This is a genomic window from Promicromonospora sp. NPDC050249 (genome assembly GCF_040656015.1).
Taxonomy (GTDB): Bacteria; Actinomycetota; Actinomycetes; order Actinomycetales; family Cellulomonadaceae; genus Promicromonospora.
This window is the reverse complement of record NZ_JBFAKY010000011.1, coordinates 123168-142407: the sequence shown is the minus strand read 5'-3', so window position 1 is coordinate 142407 and position 19240 is coordinate 123168. Positions and strand designations below refer to the sequence as shown.

General features: G+C 71.4%; 20 protein-coding genes and 1 tRNA gene. 5 read left to right on the top strand and 16 right to left on the bottom strand.

Features of this window, described 5'->3' with window-relative positions:
- Positions 1-26: 26 nt before the first annotated feature.
- Positions 27-108, top strand: a tRNA-Leu gene (locus AB0I32_RS11590).
- 55 nt (positions 109-163) lie between these two features.
- Here the strand turns inward: AB0I32_RS11590 and trxA are convergent.
- The gene (gene trxA, locus AB0I32_RS11585) at positions 164-526 is read right to left on the bottom strand and encodes a thioredoxin (RefSeq protein ID WP_357505960.1); all 363 of its coding nucleotides are present in this window, start codon (positions 524-526) and stop codon (positions 164-166) included.
- A 157-nt stretch (positions 527-683) separates the two neighbouring features.
- On the opposite strand from trxA, the gene AB0I32_RS11580 reads away from it, so the two are divergent.
- Complete coding sequence (locus AB0I32_RS11580; protein ID WP_357505958.1) at positions 684-1253, top strand: NUDIX hydrolase family protein; 570 nt, start codon at positions 684-686, stop codon at positions 1251-1253.
- Here the strand turns inward: AB0I32_RS11580 and AB0I32_RS11575 are convergent.
- Positions 1250-2881, bottom strand: a complete 1632-nt coding sequence (locus tag AB0I32_RS11575; RefSeq protein WP_357505956.1) for an ATP-binding cassette domain-containing protein — start codon at positions 2879-2881, stop codon at positions 1250-1252. The two genes, AB0I32_RS11580 and AB0I32_RS11575, sit on opposite strands and share 4 nt — an antisense overlap.
- Positions 2882-3002: 121 nt before the next feature.
- On the opposite strand from AB0I32_RS11575, the gene AB0I32_RS11570 reads away from it, so the two are divergent.
- Complete coding sequence (locus AB0I32_RS11570) at positions 3003-4208, top strand: sulfotransferase (protein WP_357505954.1); 1206 nt, start codon at positions 3003-3005, stop codon at positions 4206-4208.
- Between the two features lie 63 nt (positions 4209-4271).
- Here the strand turns inward: AB0I32_RS11570 and AB0I32_RS11565 are convergent, their stop codons facing one another.
- Positions 4272-5276: a trypsin-like peptidase domain-containing protein gene (locus AB0I32_RS11565; RefSeq protein WP_357505952.1), complete on the bottom strand. Its 1005-nt coding sequence runs from the start codon at positions 5274-5276 to the stop codon at positions 4272-4274.
- 179 nt (positions 5277-5455) lie between these two features.
- Between AB0I32_RS11565 and AB0I32_RS11560 the strand changes: the two genes are divergently transcribed.
- A complete protein-coding gene (locus AB0I32_RS11560) occupies positions 5456-5854 on the top strand; it encodes a DUF3054 domain-containing protein (RefSeq protein ID WP_357505950.1) in 399 nt (132 codons plus the stop codon).
- A gap of 6 nt (positions 5855-5860) precedes the next feature.
- On the opposite strand, the gene rdgB is transcribed toward AB0I32_RS11560, so the two are convergent.
- The 9 genes from rdgB to AB0I32_RS11515 all read right to left on the bottom strand — a co-directional run bounded on the left by rdgB (position 5861) and on the right by AB0I32_RS11515 (position 13950).
- Positions 5861-6538, bottom strand: coding sequence for an RdgB/HAM1 family non-canonical purine NTP pyrophosphatase (rdgB, locus tag AB0I32_RS11555; RefSeq protein WP_357505948.1), 678 nt, complete (start codon positions 6536-6538; stop codon positions 5861-5863).
- A gap of 34 nt (positions 6539-6572) precedes the next feature.
- Positions 6573-7322 carry a ribonuclease PH gene (gene rph / locus AB0I32_RS11550; RefSeq protein WP_357505946.1) on the bottom strand — a complete coding sequence of 250 codons (750 nt, stop codon included), beginning with the start codon at positions 7320-7322 and terminating at the stop codon, positions 6573-6575.
- A 30-nt stretch (positions 7323-7352) separates the two neighbouring features.
- Positions 7353-8180, bottom strand: a complete 828-nt coding sequence (locus AB0I32_RS11545; RefSeq protein WP_357505944.1) for an MBL fold metallo-hydrolase — start codon at positions 8178-8180, stop codon at positions 7353-7355.
- Entirely contained in the window at positions 8180-8983 is an 804-nt protein-coding gene (gene murI / locus AB0I32_RS11540) for a glutamate racemase (RefSeq protein WP_357505942.1), read from the bottom strand. The genes AB0I32_RS11545 and murI overlap by 1 nt, the downstream gene beginning before the upstream one ends.
- Before the next feature lie 101 nt (positions 8984-9084).
- Positions 9085-9855: a DUF2017 family protein gene (locus tag AB0I32_RS11535; RefSeq protein WP_357505940.1), complete on the bottom strand. Its 771-nt coding sequence runs from the start codon at positions 9853-9855 to the stop codon at positions 9085-9087.
- A complete protein-coding gene (gene clpS, locus AB0I32_RS11530; RefSeq protein WP_116674082.1) occupies positions 9852-10160 on the bottom strand; it encodes an ATP-dependent Clp protease adapter ClpS in 309 nt (102 codons plus the stop codon). Before clpS ends, AB0I32_RS11535 begins: the two co-directional genes overlap by 4 nt.
- 127 nt (positions 10161-10287) lie before the next feature.
- The gene (locus tag AB0I32_RS11525) at positions 10288-11736 is read right to left on the bottom strand and encodes a nicotinate phosphoribosyltransferase (protein ID WP_357505938.1); all 1449 of its coding nucleotides are present in this window, start codon (positions 11734-11736) and stop codon (positions 10288-10290) included.
- Between the two features lie 109 nt (positions 11737-11845).
- The gene (locus AB0I32_RS11520; RefSeq protein WP_357505936.1) at positions 11846-13651 is read right to left on the bottom strand and encodes a DEAD/DEAH box helicase; all 1806 of its coding nucleotides are present in this window, start codon (positions 13649-13651) and stop codon (positions 11846-11848) included.
- The gene (locus AB0I32_RS11515; RefSeq protein WP_357505934.1) at positions 13648-13950 is read right to left on the bottom strand and encodes a DUF3039 domain-containing protein; all 303 of its coding nucleotides are present in this window, start codon (positions 13948-13950) and stop codon (positions 13648-13650) included. The genes AB0I32_RS11520 and AB0I32_RS11515 overlap by 4 nt, the downstream gene beginning before the upstream one ends.
- 136 nt (positions 13951-14086) lie before the next feature.
- On the opposite strand from AB0I32_RS11515, the gene AB0I32_RS11510 reads away from it, so the two are divergent.
- Positions 14087-15475, top strand: coding sequence for an ATP-binding protein (locus AB0I32_RS11510; protein ID WP_357505932.1), 1389 nt, complete (start codon positions 14087-14089; stop codon positions 15473-15475).
- 20 nt (positions 15476-15495) lie between these two features.
- On the opposite strand, the gene nagB is transcribed toward AB0I32_RS11510, so the two are convergent.
- The 4 genes from nagB to AB0I32_RS11490 all read right to left on the bottom strand — a co-directional run bounded on the left by nagB (position 15496) and on the right by AB0I32_RS11490 (position 19134).
- On the bottom strand, positions 15496-16275 hold the full coding sequence (nagB, locus tag AB0I32_RS11505) for a glucosamine-6-phosphate deaminase (protein ID WP_357505930.1): 780 nt from the start codon (positions 16273-16275) through the stop codon (positions 15496-15498).
- The gene (locus tag AB0I32_RS11500; protein ID WP_357505928.1) at positions 16275-17276 is read right to left on the bottom strand and encodes an ROK family protein; all 1002 of its coding nucleotides are present in this window, start codon (positions 17274-17276) and stop codon (positions 16275-16277) included. The genes nagB and AB0I32_RS11500 overlap by 1 nt, the downstream gene beginning before the upstream one ends.
- A 62-nt stretch (positions 17277-17338) precedes the next feature.
- Entirely contained in the window at positions 17339-18190 is an 852-nt protein-coding gene (locus AB0I32_RS11495) for a carbohydrate ABC transporter permease (protein WP_357505926.1), read from the bottom strand.
- A complete protein-coding gene (locus tag AB0I32_RS11490; RefSeq protein WP_357505924.1) occupies positions 18187-19134 on the bottom strand; it encodes a sugar ABC transporter permease in 948 nt (315 codons plus the stop codon). The genes AB0I32_RS11495 and AB0I32_RS11490 overlap by 4 nt, the downstream gene beginning before the upstream one ends.
- Positions 19135-19240: the final 106 nt, after the last annotated feature.

Sequence of the window (19240 nt, the reverse complement as noted above, 5' to 3'; positions counted from 1 at the left end):
CCCGCTACCCGTAGACTGTGCGCCGCGCGCGAGTGGCGTAATTGGCAGCCGCGCCAGGTTTAGGTCCTGGTGTCTTCGGACGTGCGGGTTCGAGTCCCGCCTCGCGCACCCGCAGACGGCGACGGCCGCCTCCCGTGGGAGGCGGCCGTCGCTGTGGTTCGCGTCAGTTCTGCTGGGCGGCGAGGTCCTTCTTCACGACCTCCATGTCGAGGCCGCGGACGGCCTCCACCACCTCGGCGAGGCCCTTGGCCGGCAGCGCGCCCGCCTGGCGGAAGACCAGCACGCCGTCGCGGAACGCCATGAGCGTCGGGATGGACGTCACCTGCGCGGCCGACGAGATGCCGGGGTTCGCGTCGGTGTCGATCTTCGCGTGCACGATGTCGTCGTTCTTCTCCGAGGACGCCTCGAAGACGGGGCCGAACATCTTGCACGGCGGGCACCAGTCGGCCCAGAAGTCCACGAGGACGATCCCGTTGTCGCTGACTGTCTTCTCGAACGTGGCATCGGTGATGTCGACGGTTGCCATGTCGCGTTTCCTCTCGTTGTACGTCTCCCTGGTGCAGCACAGTTTCGCCCTCAGCTATTCCGGGAAGAGCGCCGCAGTGAGCGGCGCGACACCCCTGTGCCGGTCCGGACGGCGCGGGGGTAAGGCACCGCGCGGCGCGAACTGGTAGAACGGACCCGTGACGGACACTGCCGACTATCCCCAGGACGATTTCTACCGCGACCCCTCCCAGGCCTCGGGATGGCTGACGGACGAGGACCTCGCGGTCGTGCGGGCACAGCTCCCGCTCATCTACATCGACGCCATCCCGGTCCGGGTCGACGACTCGGGTGATGTGATCGCCGTCGGCCTGCTGCTGCGCGTGAACACGCAGGGCGTGATGACGCGGGCCCTGGTCTCCGGTCGCGTCATGTACCACGAGCGGGTCCGGGACGCGCTGCTGCGGCACATCGAGAAGGACCTCGGGCCCGTCGCGCTGCCGCAGGTCCCGCCGTCGCCGCAGCCGTTCACCGTCGCCGAGTACTTCCCGACGCCTGGCATCACCGCGTTCCACGACCCGCGCCAGCACGCGGTGTCGCTCGCGTACGTGGTGCCGGTGACGGGCGACTGCCGCCCCCAGCAGAACTCCCTGGACCTCGCCTGGCTGACGCCGGAGGAGGCATGCGCCGACGACGTCCAGGCCGAGATGATGAACGGCCAGGGCATGCTGATCAAGCAGGCGATGGCCCACGTGGGCCGGCTGCCCTAGCTCAGGTCCAGGACCGGCCAGTCCTCCAGGTCCGAGCGCATGCGGCGGTCGTGGGTTGCCACGACCACCGCGCACGGCGTGACCTGCAGTGCCCGGGTCAGCTCGTCGACCAGGTCGATCGACAGGTGGTTCGTCGGTTCGTCCAGGAGCAGCAGGTGCGGCGCGTGCAGCAGCGCCCGCGCGAGCTCGAACCGACGGCGCTGCCCGGCGGACAGCTCGGCAAGCGGCCGGTCCAGGTCCTCCTCGCTGAGCAGGCCCAGCCCCGCGACCGGCACCACGTGGTCCGGGTCGAGCTCGCCCGAGGCGAGCAGCCGCAGCGCTTCGTCGGCATAGGTCTCGAACCCGGTCCGCAGGCGCGCCTTGCCGGTGATGGGCGCGCTCTCCTGACCGACGACGCCGATGCGCGCCCCGGGCGCGACGAACCGGCTCCCCCGGTCCAGCTCCAGCGTCCCGGCCAGCGCGCCGAGCAGCGTCGACTTGCCGGTCCCGTTCGGCCCCACGATGAGCAGCCTGCCCGACGGCGGGATCGCTATCCGCGTGCCCGGCAGGTCCACGCGGGCACCGCCGTCGTCCCCCACGCGCGGCGAACGCACCTCCACCACGGGGTGGCTGGGGTCCCAGCCCGGCGACATCGCCGGAAGGTCCGGGAAACCGAGCTCGACCGGCGGCACCGGAACCTCGATGGCCTCGGCCTCGAGCTTCTGGACGAGCCGGTCGGCGGCCTTGACGTGGATGCGGGCGCGGGTGGCGCGGCGGTGTCCCTGGGAACCCTTGGGCGGGCGCCACGCATCGGACAGCCCCTCGTAGGCCTCGTCCAGCCGCTCGGCGAGCGCCGCCGCCCGCTTGCGCTCGGCGCGGTACCGCTGACGCCAGCGGTGCAGCGCCTGGTTCTTCGCGAACCGGTAGGCGAGGTAGCCCGGCTGCCCGTACAGCACGGGCTTGCCGTCCCAGGACGGGTCGAGGTCGAGGATCGCCGTGGCGACGTCGTCCAGGAGCTCGCGGTCGTGGGTGACGAGCACGACGCCGCCGCGCCACGCGACGAGCTCGCCCGTGAGGAACTCGATGGCGGAGTCGTCGAGATGGTTGGTGGGCTCGTCGAGCAGGAGCAGGTCGGAGCGCTCCGCCAGGCGGCACGCGAGGCGCACGCGGAACCGCTCGCCCACGCTGAGCTCGTCGAGACGGCGGGCGGGGTCGCGCGGCGCACCCAGCCGGGTGAGCGCCACCTCGACGCGCCGGTCGGCGTCCCAGACCGCGAGGTGCTCGGCGAGCGACAGGGTGCGTTCGAGCACCGCGAGGTCGCCCGAACCATGGTCGAACGCGGCGGCAGCGGCCTCTAGCTCGGCGGCCGCCGTCCGCAGGCCGTCGAGCGTGCCTTCGACCAGGTCGCCGATGGTCTGACCCGGCGTGGGGTGCAGCTCCTGCTCGACGAGGGCCACCGAACCGTGCCGCCGGACCTCGCCCGACTTCGGCTGCAGGTCACCGGCGAGCAGGTGCAGGAACGTGGACTTGCCAGAACCGTTCTCGCCCACGACGCCGAGCCGCGTGCCGTCGTTCACCGTGCAGCTCACACCGGCCAGCACGTCCCGCCCCGGGTACGCGAAGGCAAGATCCTGGGCGACGAGGTGCATCCGCCAAGCCTACGGGCCCTTCCGCACTCGGTGGACCTGGCTCTTTCCTTTACGCGTAAATGCGCGCTACGGGATGATATGTACCGCAGTTCTTCGTGCGAGCGCCCCACCGTGGAGAGACGTGACCGAGACCCCGCCTGCACTTCGCCTGACCAACCTGCTCCTCACGCCCGGTACCCGCACCCGCAAGCACCCGGACGCCGTGTTCGACCGGATGGTCGCGCAGGCCTCGCGCGGCCGCACACCGCTCAGCGCCGCGTACGCGGCGGATCTCGAACATCTCCGGCTGGTCCTGCGTGCCTTCGCGCGCTTTCCCGGCCTGAGCCCGCTCGGCTGGATGGCGGGGCAGGCGCTGGTGGAGTCCCGCATCCGGAACCGCGTGGTGGTCGGCGACCTCCGCGCCCGGCATCCCCGGATCGCCGACGAGCCGGTGGAGGCTCCGGTGTTCGTGGTCGGCATGCCCCGGACAGGCACCACCCTCACCTACAACATGCTGTCCAGGTCGCCCGCCCACCGCGGGCCCAAGCTCTGGGAGATGACGCACCTCGGTCTCGCAAGCGACGCCACGGCGGAGGCTGCGCTGATCCGGCGCACCCGGCGGAAGTACGCGATGGTGTCGCAGCTCAGCCCCACGTGGGACACGATCCACCCGCTCTTCGCGGAGGCCGAGGAGGAGGACACCTTCATCAGGGCCCACTCGGAGCTGCACTCCTCCGCCGTACCAGCGCCGGACTACGTCGAACGCCTGCAGACCTTCGACCACCGGCCGGACTACCGGTTCCTGCGCGACACGCTCCAGGTGCTCTCCTACGAGCGGCCCGCCCGCCGCTGGGTGCTGAAGCACCCGGCGAACCTCTTCCACATGTCGGCGATCCACGACGTGTTCCCCGACGCCCGGTTCGTCTGGACCCACCGGGCGCCCGAGGTCGCCCTCGCCTCGCTGTGCTCCCTGGCCGAGTCGGCGGAGCGGCTGCACAGGCGCCCGGACGCCGTGGACCTGGCCGAGACCGGCAGGACGTGGCTGGCGATCATGTCCCGCGGCGTGTCCCGTGCCCTGGCCCAGCGCGCCGCCCTGGGGTCCGACGTCGTGCACGACCTGCCGTACGAACGCCTCACCGGCGACCCGCGTGTGGCGCTGCCGGAGCTGTTCGAGGAGCTCGGCGCGCAGTGGGGCGCCGCCGACGAGGCGAACCTGGCCGCCGCCCTCGAGGCGCCGAAGCAGCGAGCGCCGCACCGGTACGACCTCGAGCGGTTCGGGCTGGACCAGGATCAGGTGCATGCGGCGTTCGCCGACTACCGGGAGCTGCTCCCGGCCTTGACGCGCTGACAACCGCTGGCCGAGCCTGTCGGCCTCGACAGACTCGACCAGCGGTTGTCGGCGGTCAGCGCATCAGCGGCTTGCCGCGGTGCTGTACAGCGACTGGGCGACGGTGCCCAGGTAGGGGCCGAACATGTAGTTGCGCAGCCGGCCGCCGTTGTACTTGAAGGAGTTCACCGAGTTGAGCGTGCCCAGGCCGGTGGACTCGTTGTAGTTGACGAACCACGGGCCGCCGGACGAGCCACCGGTCATGTTGCAGTTCAGGCCCTGGTCGGCGCTGCCGCCGTAGGTGTCCTGCACGACGGTGCCGTGGCACCACGCGATGTCCGAGCCGTCGTACGGGCTGCCGGCCGGGTAGCCGAACGAGTACATGTACTGGCCGCGCGTCTGGTTGAAGCCGATGGACTGCCCGCCCACGACGTCGGTCAGGTGCGCACCGTTGACGGTGTTCACGATGGCGAAGGCGAAGTCGTAGTCGAAGTCGCCGCTGTCGCGCCACTGGGTGGTCGTGATGAGCTGACGGGCCGTGAAGGTGCCGTACGGCCGGGCGCCGTCGTCATAACCGGGAACGAACGCCCAGTTCGTGGCGTAGGCGCCGGGGCCCTCGTTGAGGCAGTGCCCGGCGGTGAGCACGACGTCCTTGTTCCCGGAGGTCACGGCGCTGCCGGAGCAGACGTAGTTCGTGCCACCGAGCGTGAAGAACACCTTGCCCGTGGTGTCGCGGACCTCGCCACCGCCCGAGAAGTAGCCGCCCGTGAAGTCGGCGACCGCGGCAGGCGCGGCCTGGCGGACGACCGTCGGCTTGCCCACGGCCACCGCGTCACCCGCGGAGGACTTGTCCTTGCCTGCGACGAGGACGTCCGCCGGCACCGCGTTGCGCATCCGCTGGGGGGTCCAGTAGTCGACCACCTTGTCGTGCGCCGCGCGGGTCGTCGCAGCGTTGTGCACCGCGACGCTGCTGCCGGTGGTGTCGCTCGGCTGGGCCACTGCCGGCGCGACCGACGCGAGGGTGATGCTCCCACCAAGTGCCAGAGCTGCCAGACCCGCAAGAAGAGTGCGGGAGGGGTTGCTTCGCATGCCTGCCTCCTAGATCACACGGTCCGCCACATGGCGGGCTGAGTGATCTTGAGGCCTGGACGATTCGAGTACAAGGGTTATATATGTCCGACATGTAAACTTTTCACCCGGATGAAGCACGCTGCGCCGAGAACCGCCCCGATGCGGGCTCGCACACCTCCCCGGACTACCCTCGACGCGTGAGCACCACCGCCTCCCGCACCGCGCCCGTCTGGCCCGCCGCAGTGGCCGACGCCGTCGCCGTCCTCGCCTTCGCCCTCATCGGTATCGCGTCGCACGACGGGTCGCTGGTCGCCGCCTTCGGACGTGTGGTGTGGCCGTTCGCCCTGGCCGCCGCACTCGGCTGGGCGGTGACCCGCGCCTGGCAGGACCCGGCCCGCGTCTGGCCCACGGGCGTGCTGATCTGGTTCGTGACCGTGTTCGGTGCTCTGGTGCTGCGCGGTGTGTCGGGCCAGGGCCTCGCCTGGTCGTTCGCGCTGGTCACGGCCGTCTTCCTGGCGATAACCATGCTCGGCTGGCGTGCGCTGGTGACGGCGCTGCGCCGCGGCGCAGCGGCCCAGGACCGGTCCGCCGGCTGACGGCGCTCAGCGCGAGCCGGCGCCCAGCACCTCGAGGACCACCGGGGCCAGTGCGCGGAACGCCTTGCCGCGGTGCGAGATCGCGTTCTTCTCCTCCGGCTCCAGCTCCGCAGCGGTCCGACGTCGGTCGCCGTCCCCGCTCGCGTCGCCCGGCGCAGCCTCGTCCGGGACGAGGATCGGGTCGTAGCCGAACCCGTTGGTCCCCCGTGGCTCGGTCGCCAGCAGGCCCCGCATCTCGCCGAGGCGGACCTCCTCACGCCCGTCGGGCGTGACCAGCGCCGCTGCGCAGACGAACCCCGCCTGACGGTGCTCCGGGCGTACGTCCCCGAGCTGGCCGAGCAGCAGGTCGAGGTTGGCCTGGTCGTCACCGTGCTTGCCCGCCCAGCGGGCCGAGAAGATCCCCGGCGCACCACCCAGCACGTCCACGGCCAGCCCTGAGTCGTCGGCGACGGCGGGCAGCCCGGTCGCCGCGCAGACCGCCCGCGCCTTGATGAGCGCGTTCTCGGCGAACGTCACGCCGTCCTCGACGGGCTCCGGCGCACCGACCTCGCCCGAGGTGACCAGAGCGCCGTCCGACAGGTCGAGGCCGGACGCGGCGAGGATCGCCCGCAGCTCCCCCACCTTCTTGGCGTTGTGGGTCGCGAGGACGATCCGGGCGGCGGGCGGCACTGTCGAGGAGCTCATGCCCCGATCATGCCAGCCGCCGCCCGGCCCGTGGTCAGAGCTCCTGCGCGAGCGCGTCCTGCTGGATCCTGGCGAGCTCGGCGGTGCCGCCCACGGCGAGGTCGAGCAGCGCGTCGAGCTCGGCGCGGTCGAACGGCGCGTGCTCGGCGGTGCCCTGCACCTCGATGAACTTGCCGCCGCCCGTGACGACCACGTTCATGTCGGTCTCAGCGCGGACGTCCTCGACGTACGGCAGGTCGAGCATCGGCGTGCCGTCGATGATGCCGACGGACACCGCGGAGACCGTGTCGGACAGCACCTGCTTGCCACCCTTGACGTGCCCGTGCCTGCGCCCCCACGCGATGGCGTCGACGAGCGCCACGTAGGCGCCGGTGATCGCCGCGGTGCGGGTCCCGCCGTCGGCCTGCAGCACGTCGCAGTCGAGCACGATGGAGTTCTCGCCGAGCGCGCTCATGTCGACGACGGCGCGCAGCGACCGGCCGATGAGCCGCGAGATCTCGTGGGTGCGGCCGCCGATCTTGCCCTTCACGGACTCGCGCGCGCTGCGCTCGTTGGTGGCGCGCGGCAGCATCGCGTACTCGGCGGTGACCCAGCCCTCGCCGGAGCCCTTGCGCCAGCGCGGCACGCCCTCCGTGAAGGAGGCGACGCACAGCACGCGGGTCCGCCCGAACTCCACGAGCACCGACCCCTCGGCCTCGTCGAGCCATCCCCTGGTGATCTTCACGGGGCGGAGCTGGTCGGTGGCGCGCCCGTCGGCGCGGACGATGTCGGTGCTGGAGGTCATGCGACAACCCTAACGACCGGTCCCGCCCGGTCAGACCTCGTAGACCGTGCCCGGCTCCGCGATGTCCACCGGGCCCGCGTACGAGCCGCGCGCCTCCGCGAGGGAGTCCGCGGGGTCGTTCCAGACCGGCAGGTGCGTCAGCAGCAGACGGCGAGCCCCAGCCTCGGTCGCCACCTCACCCGCGCGGCGGCCGGTGAGGTGGATGCCGCGCTCGACGACGTCGTCGCGCCCCTCGAGGAACGCGGCCTCGCTGAGCAGCAGGTCGACGTCGCGCGCGAGCTCGACCACCGAAGGGCACGCGTCGGTGTCCCCCGTGTACGCCAGCGTCGTCGTGCCGCCCGACGCCGAGGGGCCGGTCACGCGCACACCGTACGTCTCGACCGGGTGGAAGACCCGGTGCGGCTCGATGGTCAACGGCCCGATCTCGACCCGCTTGAGGTCGGCCCAGGACCGGAAGTCGAAGTCGTTCTCCATCGACTCACCCTCGCTCAGCCCGTACGACAGCGCGACGTGCCGTTCCGCCGTCGACGGGCCGAAGACGGGCAGAGGCTGCTCCTTGCGGCCGGTACGCAACGAGCCGTGCTCGGGGTGGTACCGCAGGTACACGTAGAGGCCCGAGAGGTCGGCGCAGTGGTCGGGGTGCAGGTGCGAGATGGAGACCGCGTCGAGGTCCATGGGGTCCACGACCTGCTGCAGGGCGCCGAACGCACCGTTGCCCAGGTCGAGCAGCACGTTCCAGTCGCGCGCCTCGTGGCCCGCGGCGGCCGCCTCCGCGGCGGTGACCCGCACCAGGTACGACGACGCGGGGGTCGCCGGTCCCGGGAACGAACCGGAGACGCCGATCGGGATCAGGCGCATCAGACGGCCTCCACGAGTGAGACCTCAGGGCCGAGGAACCGGCTGGCGAGCTGCCCGAAGGGCGCGGGGTCGCCGGTGGTCAGGAACCTGTGCACGGGCGCGCCGGCGTCGGGCGCGCGCTCCAGGTCGTGCGCCACGAGGGTGCGGTACACGTCCTTCGCGGTCTCGTCGGCGCTGGAGACCAGCGTGACCTCCTCGCCCATGACGTACGAGATGGCGCCCGCGAGCAGCGGGTAGTGGGTGCAACCGAGGACGAGCGTGTCGACGCCTGCGGCCTTCACCGGGTCGAGGTACTGGTGCGCGAACTTCTGCACCTCCGGGCCCGACGTGCGGCCCTCCTCGACGAAGCGCACGAACTCCGGGCAGGCCTGGCTCGTGATGGTCAGGCCGGGCGTGACGTGGAACGCGTCGTCGTACGCACGCGACTCGATGGTGGTGCGCGTGCCGATGACGCCGATCCGGCCCGAGCGCGTGGTCGTCACGGCGGCGCGGGCCGCCGGCAGGATGACCTCGACGACAGGGATGCCGTGCCGCTGGGTGTACCGCTCGCGGGCGTCGCGCATCATCGCCGACGACGCCGTGTTGCACGCGATGACCAGCATCTTCACGCCCGCGGCCACGAGCCGGTCCATGGCGTCGAGCGCCATCGCGCGGACGGCGGCGATGGGCTTGGGGCCGTAGGGGCTGTTCGCGGTGTCGCCGAGGTACCGGACCTGCTCGTTGGGCAGCTGGTCCAGGATGGCGCGCGCGACCGTGAGGCCGCCGAGGCCGGAGTCGAAGATCCCGATGGGGGCGTCGTTCACGGGGTGAAGCCTAGCCACGACAACGCGTCGTCACCGGTGCTCGTGAGCCGCGCCACGCGTGACGCGTGACACGTTCCGGCAGGTCAGCGCCTCAGTCTCGGTCACAGCCCTGAGGCACCCGAACCCGGCGGACGCCGACCCCGCAGCTCGCTGAGCATCACGTCCATCAGGGTCTCCTGCGCATAGCCCGCCGCGACGAACACCCCGGACCAGAAGCGCCGGGCCGCACGACCGTCCGTCGCCACCGGGATCTCGCGACCGGCCTGCCTGTCCCACATGATCTCGTCGGTGAGCTGCATGACCTGCTCGTCGGACTTCAGCCCGAGCCGCTCGGCGATCACGAGGCGCACGTCCGTGAGCGCCCCCGCGAACTGCTCGGCGTCCTCGCGCGGGACCCGCACCGGCGGCGGGGCGCCGTGCCGGCCCAGCGGGGAGGGCGCGTCCTCACCCGTTGGCAGGTCGAGCAGCGCGGCGAACGCCTCGAGCCGGTCCACCTTCGCCTGGGCGACGTCGTTCTGGGTCAGCCGGCGGAACTCGTCGGCGATGTCCGAGTCGTCCTTGCTCGCGTCCGGCAGCAGCCGCCGTGCGGCGGGATCGGTCGGGATGCGGCCCACCCCGGTCACCCCGGTGAGCCGGGCGAGGTCGGCGTCGGTCAGCTCGTCCGGGGCGAGCAGGCCGTTGGCCCACGCCTGCCCCTTGCCCGGGCCCGCGTGCGCCGAGAGGCCTGGTATGTCGTCGTCGGGGAACAGGTCCAGGCCCGCCTCCTCGCGGAGCATGTCCGCGACATCACGCGCCACCCGAGCCAGGACGACCCGTTCCACCGGCTCGAACCTGGCCTCATAACCCCGCCGCATGGCGCGGAACGGTGTCATGCGGCTCCCCGCGCGCCCGACTCCTGCAGCGTCGCCCACAGGCCGAACCCGTGCATCGCCTGCACGTCCACCTCCATGCGCTCGCGCCCACCGCTGGACACGACTGCGCGACCGTTCTTGTGCACCTGAGTCATGAGCCGTTCTGCCTTGACGCGCGGGTACCCGAAGTAGCTCTCGAAGACGTACGTCACGTACGACATCAGGTTCACCGGGTCGTTCCAGACAATTGTCACCCACGGGTCCGCGACTCCCGCGAGGATGTCCGTCTCGGTGTCCTCCTCGACGGCCGTCCCGGCTGACCCCATGGGCGATAGCAGCGGCGGTGGGGAAGAAGTCACAAGTCTCACTCTAGGCGGTTTCGTCCCTCGGCTGGACACTCCTGTACAAGATTTTCGCGAAGTTGTCGCCTGGCTGTGACCTCGCGCCTCGCGGTCAGTAGAGGAGGTCGTCCAGACGCAGGTCCACCGTCGGGATCGCGGGGTCGCCGTCCGACAGCCGACGCGCGCTGCGCGGCAGCTCGGCACGCACCATGCCGTGGTTGATCGCCGCGTTCGAGACCCCGTACGGCCCCACCCAGCGCGAGTCGACGGCGCCGTCGACGACCATGGGGGCGAGCAGCGGGCGCAGGTCGTCGCTCTGCGGCGTCCACTCGGCCACCGCGGTGTCCGGGCCGGTCACCATGATCTCCTCGATCGCGTGCCCGTCGCGGCCGTAGCGCCGGGCGGCGGCCTTGCGCCCGCCCACCGACGCCTTGTTCGCCGACGCCTTGGCCACGGGCTGGAGCACACCCGACGAGTCGGCGCGAGCCACCAGCTTGTAGACCATGCCGCAGGTCGGCGCGCCGGACCCGGTGACCACGGACGTCCCGACGCCGTACACGTCAACGGGCGCGGAGGCCAGGGACGCGATGGCGTACTCGTCGAGGTCGGACGTGACGACGATCTTCGTGTCGCGGGCGCCGAGCTCGTCGAGCTGCCGGCGCACCTCCTGCGCCAGGCCGCTGAGGTCCCCGGAGTCGAGGCGCACTGCGCCCAGCCCGGTGCCCGCCACCTCGACGGCGGTCGCGACGCCCTGCTTCACGTCGTACGTGTCCACGAGCAGGGTGGTGCCGGGGCCCAGCGACGCGACCTGCGACTCGAAAGCGTCCCGTTCGTTGTCGTGCAGCAGCGTGAAGGAGTGCGCCGCCGTGCCGATCGTGTCCAGCCCGTACCGCATCCCGGCCTCGAGGTTGGACGTGCCGGCGAAACCACCGATCACGGCCGCCCGGGCCGCCGCGACGGAGGCCTGCTCGTTCGCCCGGCGCGAGCCCATCTCCAGCACGGGACGCCCGCCCGCCGCGCTCGTCATGCGCGATGCCGCCGAGGCCACCGCCGAGTCGTAGTTCAGGATCGACAGGATCAGGGTCTCCAGCAGCACCGACTCGGCGAACGTGCCCTCGACCTGCAGCACGGGCGAACCAGGGAAGAAGACCTCGCCCTCGGCGTAGCCCTGGATGGTTCCCGAGAACCGGTAGTTCGCGAGGTAGTCGAGCGTCCGGCGGTCGACTATGCCGTTCTGCTCGAGGTACGCCAGCTCGGCGTCCTCGAAGACGAAGTGTGGCAGCGCTTCCAGAACGCGGCCGGTCCCCGCCAGGACGCCGTACCGGCGGCCTGCCGGCAGGCGTCGCGTGAACACCTCGAACACGCAGTGCCGGTGCGCCGTGCCGTCAGCCAGCGACGCCTGGAGCATGGTCAGCTCGTAGCGGTCGGTCAGGAGCGCGACCGACGGGCGCACCGACGGCAGGGGTGCTGCGGGCAGCGGCCGAGGCTCTTCGACACCGTTGTCGAAGGCAGGCCACGAGTCTGTGAGCGAGGCGCCGATGCCCCGAAGCTCGTCGGTCATGCCCTCACGGTAGGCCAGCGAACCCACCTGGGCGGCGCGAACGGGGCCAAGGCGGCATCTTGTCTCACCATGCGGATCTTCGCAGTCACGTCGTCGACTCGTCCGAGCGCTACTTCTGCCCGACGAACCAGCGCCGGACCTGGGCGACGCGCGCGGCGAGCTGGTCGGCGGTCGCGAGCGGCACCTCCGGCCCACCGCACGTGCGGCGCAGCTCGGCGTGCACCATGCCGTGCGGCTGCCCGCTGCGCTTGGCCCAGGCCGAGACGAGCTTGGACAGCTCCTTGCGCAGCTCGGCCGCGCGGCGGTGCTCCTGCTCCGACCGGTCGTTCTCCGCCTGGCGGGCGGTCGGCGCGCCCCCGCGGGCCTTGAGGTGGTCCGCCTGACGCTGACGCAGCAGGGTCGCCACCTGGTCCGGCTCCAGGAGCCCGGGCAGGCCGAGGAAGTCCTGCTCCTCCGCGGAGCCGAGGTCGGCGCTCGTGCCGAACTCACCGCCGTCGAACAGGACCCGGTCGAACGAGGCCTGGGCCTCCAGCGCCTGGAACGAGCCCAGCAGCTCGCTCGACGCCTTCTCCTCCTTGTTGGCCTCCGCGACGAGCGCGGCCTCCGGGTCGTACTCGATGCCCTGTTCCTCGGCGGTCCGCGGGCGGTCGAGCGCGTGGTCGCGCTCCTGCTCCATGGTGCCCGCCAGGTTCAGCAGCGGCGCCACGCTCGGCAGGAAGATCGACGCCGTCTCGCCGCGCTTGCGGGCGCGCACGAACCGGCCGATCGCCTGCGCGAAGTACAGCGGCGTCGAGGCACTGGTGGCGTACACGCCGACGGCGAGGCGGGGCACGTCCACGCCCTCCGACACCATGCGCACGGCCACCATCCAGCGGTCGTCGCCCTGCGCGAACTCCTCGATGCGACCGGACGCGCCCTCGTCGTCGGACAGGACGACGACCGGGCGCTTGCCGGTGATCTCGTGCAGGTGCTTCGCGTAGGCGCGCGCGTTGTCCTGGTCGGTGGCGATGACCAGGCCACCCGCGTCGGGCACGGTGCGGCGCACCTCGGTGAGGCGCTTCTCCGCGGCCGCGAGCACCGACGGGATCCACTGCCCCTCCGGGTCCAGGGCGGTACGCCACGCCTGGCCGGTCATGTCCTTGGTCATGGCCTCGCCGAGCCGGGCGCTGACCTCGTCGCCCATCTTGGTGCGCCAGCGCATGTCGCCTGCGTACGACATGAACAGGACCGGACGGACCACGTGGTCGCGCAGCGCCTCGCCGTAGCCGTAGGTGTAGTCGGCCTTCGAGCGGCGGATGCCCTCGCGGTCGGCCTCGTACTCCACGAACGGGATGGCGGACGTGTCGCTGCGGAACGGGGTGCCGGTGAGCGCCAGCCGGCGGTCCGCCACCTCGAAGGCCTCGCGGACGGCGTCGCCCCAGCTCAGGGCGTCGCCACCGTGGTGGACCTCGTCCAGGATCACGAGCGTGGGCGCGGCCTCCGTGCGGGCGCGGTGCAGCGCCGGCTTGGCCGCCACCTGAGCGTAGGTGAGGGCGACGCCGTCGTAGTGCGAGCCGTGCCTGCCCTGCGAGTTCTTGAAGTGCGGGTCGATGCGGATGCCGACACGTGCGGCGGCGTCGGCCCACTGGGTCTTCAGGTGCTCGGTGGGTGCGACGACCGTGACCCGCCGGACGATGCCCTGCTCGAGGAGCTCGGTGGCGATGCGGAGCGCGAACGTCGTCTTGCCCGCGCCGGGCGTGGCGACGGCCAGGAAGTCCCGCGGGTTCTTCTCGCGGTAGAGCTCCAGGGCCTCCGCCTGCCAGGCACGCAGACTCGACGCCGTGCCCCAGGGGGCACGACGCGGAAAGGCAGGGCTGAGCGACGATGCGGCCGCAGACGACGGTGTGTGGGGCAGCTGCTGCGGCTGGCTCGTCACTTGGTGGAGTCGCCCTCGCCGCCGTCCTGCGGGTCACGAAGACCCTCGTAGATCTCCTTGCACCTGGGACAGACCGGGAACTTGCCCGGATCCCGGCCCGGGACCCACACCTTGCCGCAGAGCGCGATCACGGGCTTGCCGCTCAGAGCGGACTGCATGATCTTCTCCTTGCGCACGTAGTGCGCGAAGCGTTCGTGGTCCCCGGGTTCGGTCTCCTCCCGGGTCTCCTCGCGCTCGAGGACGCTCGTACCGCCCTGCGTGCGGGGGTCGTCCTGCGGGTTCGAGAGTGGTTCCGTCATGCCGAGAAGTCTACGCGGGACCACCGACAGCCACTCCGCCGAGACACGCTCAGGAGCAGGTCCGGGACCCCCGTCCGGTGATCCGGCGGCGGAAAGGCTTGCGGTGGTGTCGGTGACCACGGCTATAACTGTCTGCATGTCACATCCCCACCCCGAGAGGAGCCTCACCCTGCCCGACGACGGTGCCGCCCCCGACCTCGCCGACACCCTGGCCACCACGCTGACCGACGACCTGCCCGAACCCGACTGGCCGGACTTCGGCGACAACGACGAGGCCGCGCGCCGCGCGGTGGCCGCCGTGGCCGCCATGCTCGGCCGCCCCATCCCGGAACGGCCCAGGGACCCGCGCTCGTCGAGCGAGTGGCTCGCCCGCAGGTGGGACGTGGACGAGAGCGTGCTGGTCAACGTCTCACGCGACATGTCGCGCACGCTGCAGCGCCTGCACGCCTACGCCCTCCAGCGCTGGGTCGAGCGGCACCCGGACGTCGTCGCCGTGTTCGGCCCCGGCGGCGCCCCGCAGCGCGCGGCCCTCGACCTGGGCAACGGCACCTCCGTGAGCGTGCCCGCCGTGGCCACGATCCTCTTCCCCGCCGGGTCGGCGTACGAGACACCCGTGGCCGTCGAGGTGGCCTACCGGTACGGGACCCCGACGGTCACCGCCTTCACCCCGCCCGGCGGCCTCGCCCTCGCCGAACGCGTCCTCGCCGACCTGACCCGCACGCTGGAGGACGAGCACCCCTACCGTGGCGGCGTGCTGTCGGCGCGAGCGTCGACCGGTGCGGTGGAGCTGACGCCGGTCAAGCACACCGTGCAGGTGCGCGGCGACGTCGTGCTGCCCGCCGACCTCTGGCGCGAGGTGGACCTGTTCTGCTCGAGCGTCACCACGCGGCGGGACGCGCTGCGCGCCCTCGGCCACACGACCTCCCGCGGCCTCCTGCTGGCCGGCAAGCCGGGCGTCGGCAAGACCAAGCTCACACGCGTGATCGCGACGGAGCTCGCGGGACCGCTCACGGTGGTGCTCGTCACCGCCGAGGTGCTGCGCACCTGGATGACCGAGCTGTACGAGGAGATCCGCGGTCTGGGACCGTGCCTCGTGGTGCTGGAGGAGATCGACTCGGTGGCGTCGAAGGGCTCACGCGGCGACACGTCGTTCGCCGAGTTCCTCGACGCCCTGGACGGCACGCGGAGCTCGGACGACGTGCTCACCGTCGCCACCACCAACGACCCAGAGGCCCTGGACCCGGCGGTCAAACGCCCCGGGCGCTTCGACACCATCATCGAGGTGCCGCCACCGGACCAGGCCGGCCGCACGGAGATCCTGCGGCTCTTCCTGCCGCCTCAGTCCCCGGTCGACATCGCCCTGGTGGCCTCGTACCTCGACGGCGCGACGGGCGCCGACCTGCGTGAGGTCGCCCGCCGTTCGATCCTCGAGCACGGACCCGACGGGCTGACCACCGACCGGGTCACCGACGTGGCGACCTCCGGCCGGTGGAAGCCCGCACCCGTGGCGGGCAACTACCTCTGACGGGTACCGGACGCCGACCGTCAGAGGCCCTGCCAGTCGGGCTTGTCGGCGTACGTCTGCCGGTAGTAGTCGGCGAGCTGCAGGCGCGACGCGGCCGCGTCGTCGACCAGCACGGTGGCATGCGGGTGCAGCTGCATGATGGTCGCGGGCCACATCGCCGAGATCGGGCCCTCCACCAGCTGGTGCACCGCCTCTGCCTTGGCCCGTCCGGAAGCCAGCAGCACGAGGTGCCGCGCCGACATGATGGTCGCGAGGCCCTGGGTGAGGCAGTGCCGGGGCACGTCGTCGACGGACCCGCCGAAGAACCGTGCGTTGTCCTCGCGGGTCTGCTTCGTCAGGGTCTTGATCCGCGTGCGGGACGCGAGCGACGAGCCCGGCTCGTTGAACGCGATGTGCCCGTCCGTGCCGATGCCGAGGAGCTGCAGGTCGACGCCGCCGGCGTCGGCGATGCTCGCCTCGTACGCGGCGCAGGCGGCCGGCAGGTCCGCCGCGAGGCCGTCCGGACCCTGGACCGCCCCTGGCGCGAGGTCCACGCGGGACGCGAACTCCTTCTCGATGACGTTGCGGTACCGCTCGGGATGGTCGGCGGACAGGCCCACGTACTCGTCGAGCATGAACGCCCTGGCGCGCGCGAACGAGAGGCCCTCCTTGTGCCTGCGCACCAGCTCGTCGTACACCGCGAGCGGCGACGAGCCGGTGGCCAGCCCGAGCACCGCCTCGGGGTTGGCCCGGACCAGCCCTTCGACGGCGTCCGCGGCCAGCCGCGCGAGCTCGCCCGGGGGCGCGATCACGACCTCCATCAGCTTCTCCTTCCCAGGACGGCGGCGCCCACCGCCGCGACCGGAACGTGCGTCGGCGCGAGCTGGACCCGCTCCGCCAGCTTGAGCGACCCGAGGAAAGGCGACACCTTGGCCTGCTCCCGCAGGGCGTCCTGCACGGCGTCCAGCAGCTCCGTGCCGAGCTGGGCCACGCCCCCGCCGAGCACCACGTGGCGCACGTCGGTGGTCAGCACCAGCAGCCGCACGGCCGAGGCGGTGGCGGAGGCGAACCGGTCCTTGACCACTATCGCCTCCTGGTCGCCCGCGCGCGCGGCCTCGAACAGCTCCACCGGCGACGGCTTGCCGTGCCGCGACGGCCACGCCGCTTCCAGCGCCTTGCCCGAGGCGAACCGTTCCAGGCAGCCGCGCTGCCCGCAGGGGCACTCCGGCCCGAGCGGATCCACCGGCACGTGCCCGATCTCGCCGGCAGCCCCGCTCACGCCACGCCGCAGCTGCCCCTCGAGCACCAGGCCGGACGCGAGACCCGTACCCAGCGCGAGGAACGCGAGGTCCGCGTGACCACGCGTGCCGCCTGCCGGGTCCGCCGCACGTTCGAGCACGTGCGCGGCCCCGACGGCTGCCACGTTGAGGTCGTTCTCGACCACCACCGGCACACCGCCCAGCTCGGCGGACAGCAGGTCGGCGAGCGGGAGCTCGTCGTCGTGCACGCCGAGGTTGACCGCATGCTTCACGGTGCCCGAACGGTGGTCGACGATGCCGGGGATACCCAGCCCGACGCCGGCCACGTCCGCGAGCTCCGCCCCGCCCGACTCCACGACGTCGCGCACCGCCTGCGCCGCACCCGCGACGAGGCCCTCGGCGCCGTGCACGGTAGTCCGCCGCACGGTGCCGACCACCTCACCCTCGGGGTCGAGGAGCGCGCCGAGGATCTTCGTCCCGCCGATATCGAGGCCGACCGTGTACGCGGGCACCTGCCCGGACCCGGTCCGGGCGCTCCCCTTCCGCTTGCCGACCTTTCCCATCCCAACCCTTCGCTCGCTGGGCTCGCCCTGGCTGGACGTGCCCGTATCGGACCTGCTACCCATCAGCCCTTCACCGCGCCGGAGACCAGACCACCGGTCATCCGGCCCTGCACGATCAGGAAGAAGATCACCGCGGGGATCGCGATGAGCACCGAGGCCGCCATGACCGCTCCCCAGTTGGTGGCCTGCGTGGCCTGCACGAACGTGCGCAGCCAGAGCGGCAGGGTCATCGCCTCGGGCCGCTGCATGATCACCAGCGCCGTGACGAACTCGTTCCACGCCTGGATGAAGGCGAACACACCGGTGGCAACCAGGCCGGGGGCGAGCAGCGGGAACGTGACCCGCCAGAACGCACCGGCCCGGGAGCACCCGTCGATCATCGCTGCTTCCTCCAGCTCCTTGGGTACACCGTTCACGAATCCGCGCAGCGTCCAGATGGTGAACGGCAGGACGCCGGCCGCGTACACGAGCGTCAGGCCGATGATCGTGTTCAGCAGCTGCCAGCCGTCGATGATCCGGAACATCGAGATGATCATCGCCTCTCCGGGGATCATCTGGACCACCAGGATCAGGACGATGAACGTCCGGCGGCCCTTGAACTGGAACCGGGTGAGGGCGAGCGCGGCGACGAACCCGACGACCAGGGCGATCACCAGCGTCAGGAACGTGACCCCTATCGAGTTCAGCACGGCGGGCGCGAAGGGTGCCCGTGGGCTGAGGATCGCTGCCCGGTAGTTGTCCAGCGTGAACACGTCGGGGGTGGGGAAGAACGCGAGGTTCTCGCCACGGATCCGGTTGTTCGGCAGGAACGAGGTGCTGACCATCCAGTACACGGGGAAGGCCGAGAGCACGAAGACCATGAGGGCCAGTGCACCGAACCCGGTGTCGGCGAGTCGCTTGCGGATCTTGATCACAGCTCTTCCTCCCGCAGCGTGCGCCGCACATAGGGGTAGGCGATGGTCAGCATGACGATCACGAAGATGACGCCGATCGCGCTCGCCACGCCGTAGTGCCCCTGTGCCATACCCACCTGGTAGATGTAGACGCCGATGGTGCTGGTCAGCTCACGGTCACCGCCGATGTCCTGCAGCACGAAGACCTGCGTGAAGAGCTTCAGGTCCCAGATCATCGACAGGACCACGAGCACCGTGATGATGCTGCGCACGTACGGCAGCTGGATGAGCCGGAAGCGCTGGAACGCGCTCGCGCCGTCGAGCTGTGCCGCCTCGATGACCTCCTCCGGGATCTGCGTCAGGCCCGCGTAGAGCGTGAACGCGACGAACGGCACGGCCCCCCACACGACGATGCACGCCACGATCACGAAGAAGGACAGCGGGTCCAGCAGCCAGGAGTAGCCGAACCACCGGTCCCCGGTGATCGCGGTGAGCAGGTTGTTGACCACGCCGTACTGGGTGTCGAAGACCCAGCCCCAGACGGTGGTGGCGGCCAGCGACGGCATGGCCCAGGCCAGCAGCAGGCCGACCGAGACCAGGAGCCGCATACCCTTGCCGACCCGCATCATGAGCAGGGCCACGAGCATGCCGAGCACCATCGTGATGACCACGAGGACGACCATGAGCACGAAGCTGCGAGCCAGCACGGTCCAGAAGCCGTCGACGTCGGTCAGGATCGTCGTGTAGTTGTCGAACCCGACCCACTCGGCGGGCAGGCCCATGAGCTGGGCCCGCTCGTACTCCTGGAACGACATGGCGACCAGGCGAAGGATCGGGTAGCCGGTCAGCACGCCGAGGATGACCATCGTGGCCGACAGCAGCAGCCAGGGCAGGAAGGGGTTCCGGCGTGGCTGCCGGATCTCTTGGCGGGGTGGCGCCGTGGGTTCGAGAAGTGTGGTGCTCATGTCCTGTCTTCCTCGGAGGCGGCCGACAACCTCTCCCTCGAAGAGCGGCCGCGAGCATCAGGCGGGCAGTGGTGTCCCGTCCCGCCCGGGTTTCTGGGGTCGCACC

Coding starts and splice junctions, on each gene's coding strand:
- trxA (WP_357505960.1), bottom strand. CDS start 526: ATGGCAACCGTCGACATCACCGATGCCACGTTCGAGAAGACAGTCAGC.
- AB0I32_RS11575 (WP_357505956.1), bottom strand. CDS start 2,881: ATGCACCTCGTCGCCCAGGATCTTGCCTTCGCGTACCCGGGGCGGGAC.
- AB0I32_RS11565 (WP_357505952.1), bottom strand. CDS start 5,276: ATGCGAAGCAACCCCTCCCGCACTCTTCTTGCGGGTCTGGCAGCTCTG.
- rdgB (WP_357505948.1), bottom strand. CDS start 6,538: ATGAGCTCCTCGACAGTGCCGCCCGCCGCCCGGATCGTCCTCGCGACC.
- rph (WP_357505946.1), bottom strand. CDS start 7,322: ATGACCTCCAGCACCGACATCGTCCGCGCCGACGGGCGCGCCACCGAC.
- AB0I32_RS11545 (WP_357505944.1), bottom strand. CDS start 8,180: ATGCGCCTGATCCCGATCGGCGTCTCCGGTTCGTTCCCGGGACCGGCG.
- AB0I32_RS11535 (WP_357505940.1), bottom strand. CDS start 9,855: ATGACACCGTTCCGCGCCATGCGGCGGGGTTATGAGGCCAGGTTCGAG.
- clpS (WP_116674082.1), bottom strand. CDS start 10,160: ATGGGGTCAGCCGGGACGGCCGTCGAGGAGGACACCGAGACGGACATC.
- AB0I32_RS11525 (WP_357505938.1), bottom strand. CDS start 11,736: ATGACCGACGAGCTTCGGGGCATCGGCGCCTCGCTCACAGACTCGTGG.
- AB0I32_RS11515 (WP_357505934.1), bottom strand. CDS start 13,950: ATGACGGAACCACTCTCGAACCCGCAGGACGACCCCCGCACGCAGGGC.
- AB0I32_RS11510 (WP_357505932.1), top strand. CDS start 14,087: ATGTCACATCCCCACCCCGAGAGGAGCCTCACCCTGCCCGACGACGGT.
- nagB (WP_357505930.1), bottom strand. CDS start 16,275: ATGGAGGTCGTGATCGCGCCCCCGGGCGAGCTCGCGCGGCTGGCCGCG.
- AB0I32_RS11500 (WP_357505928.1), bottom strand. CDS start 17,276: ATGGGAAAGGTCGGCAAGCGGAAGGGGAGCGCCCGGACCGGGTCCGGG.
- AB0I32_RS11490 (WP_357505924.1), bottom strand. CDS start 19,134: ATGAGCACCACACTTCTCGAACCCACGGCGCCACCCCGCCAAGAGATC.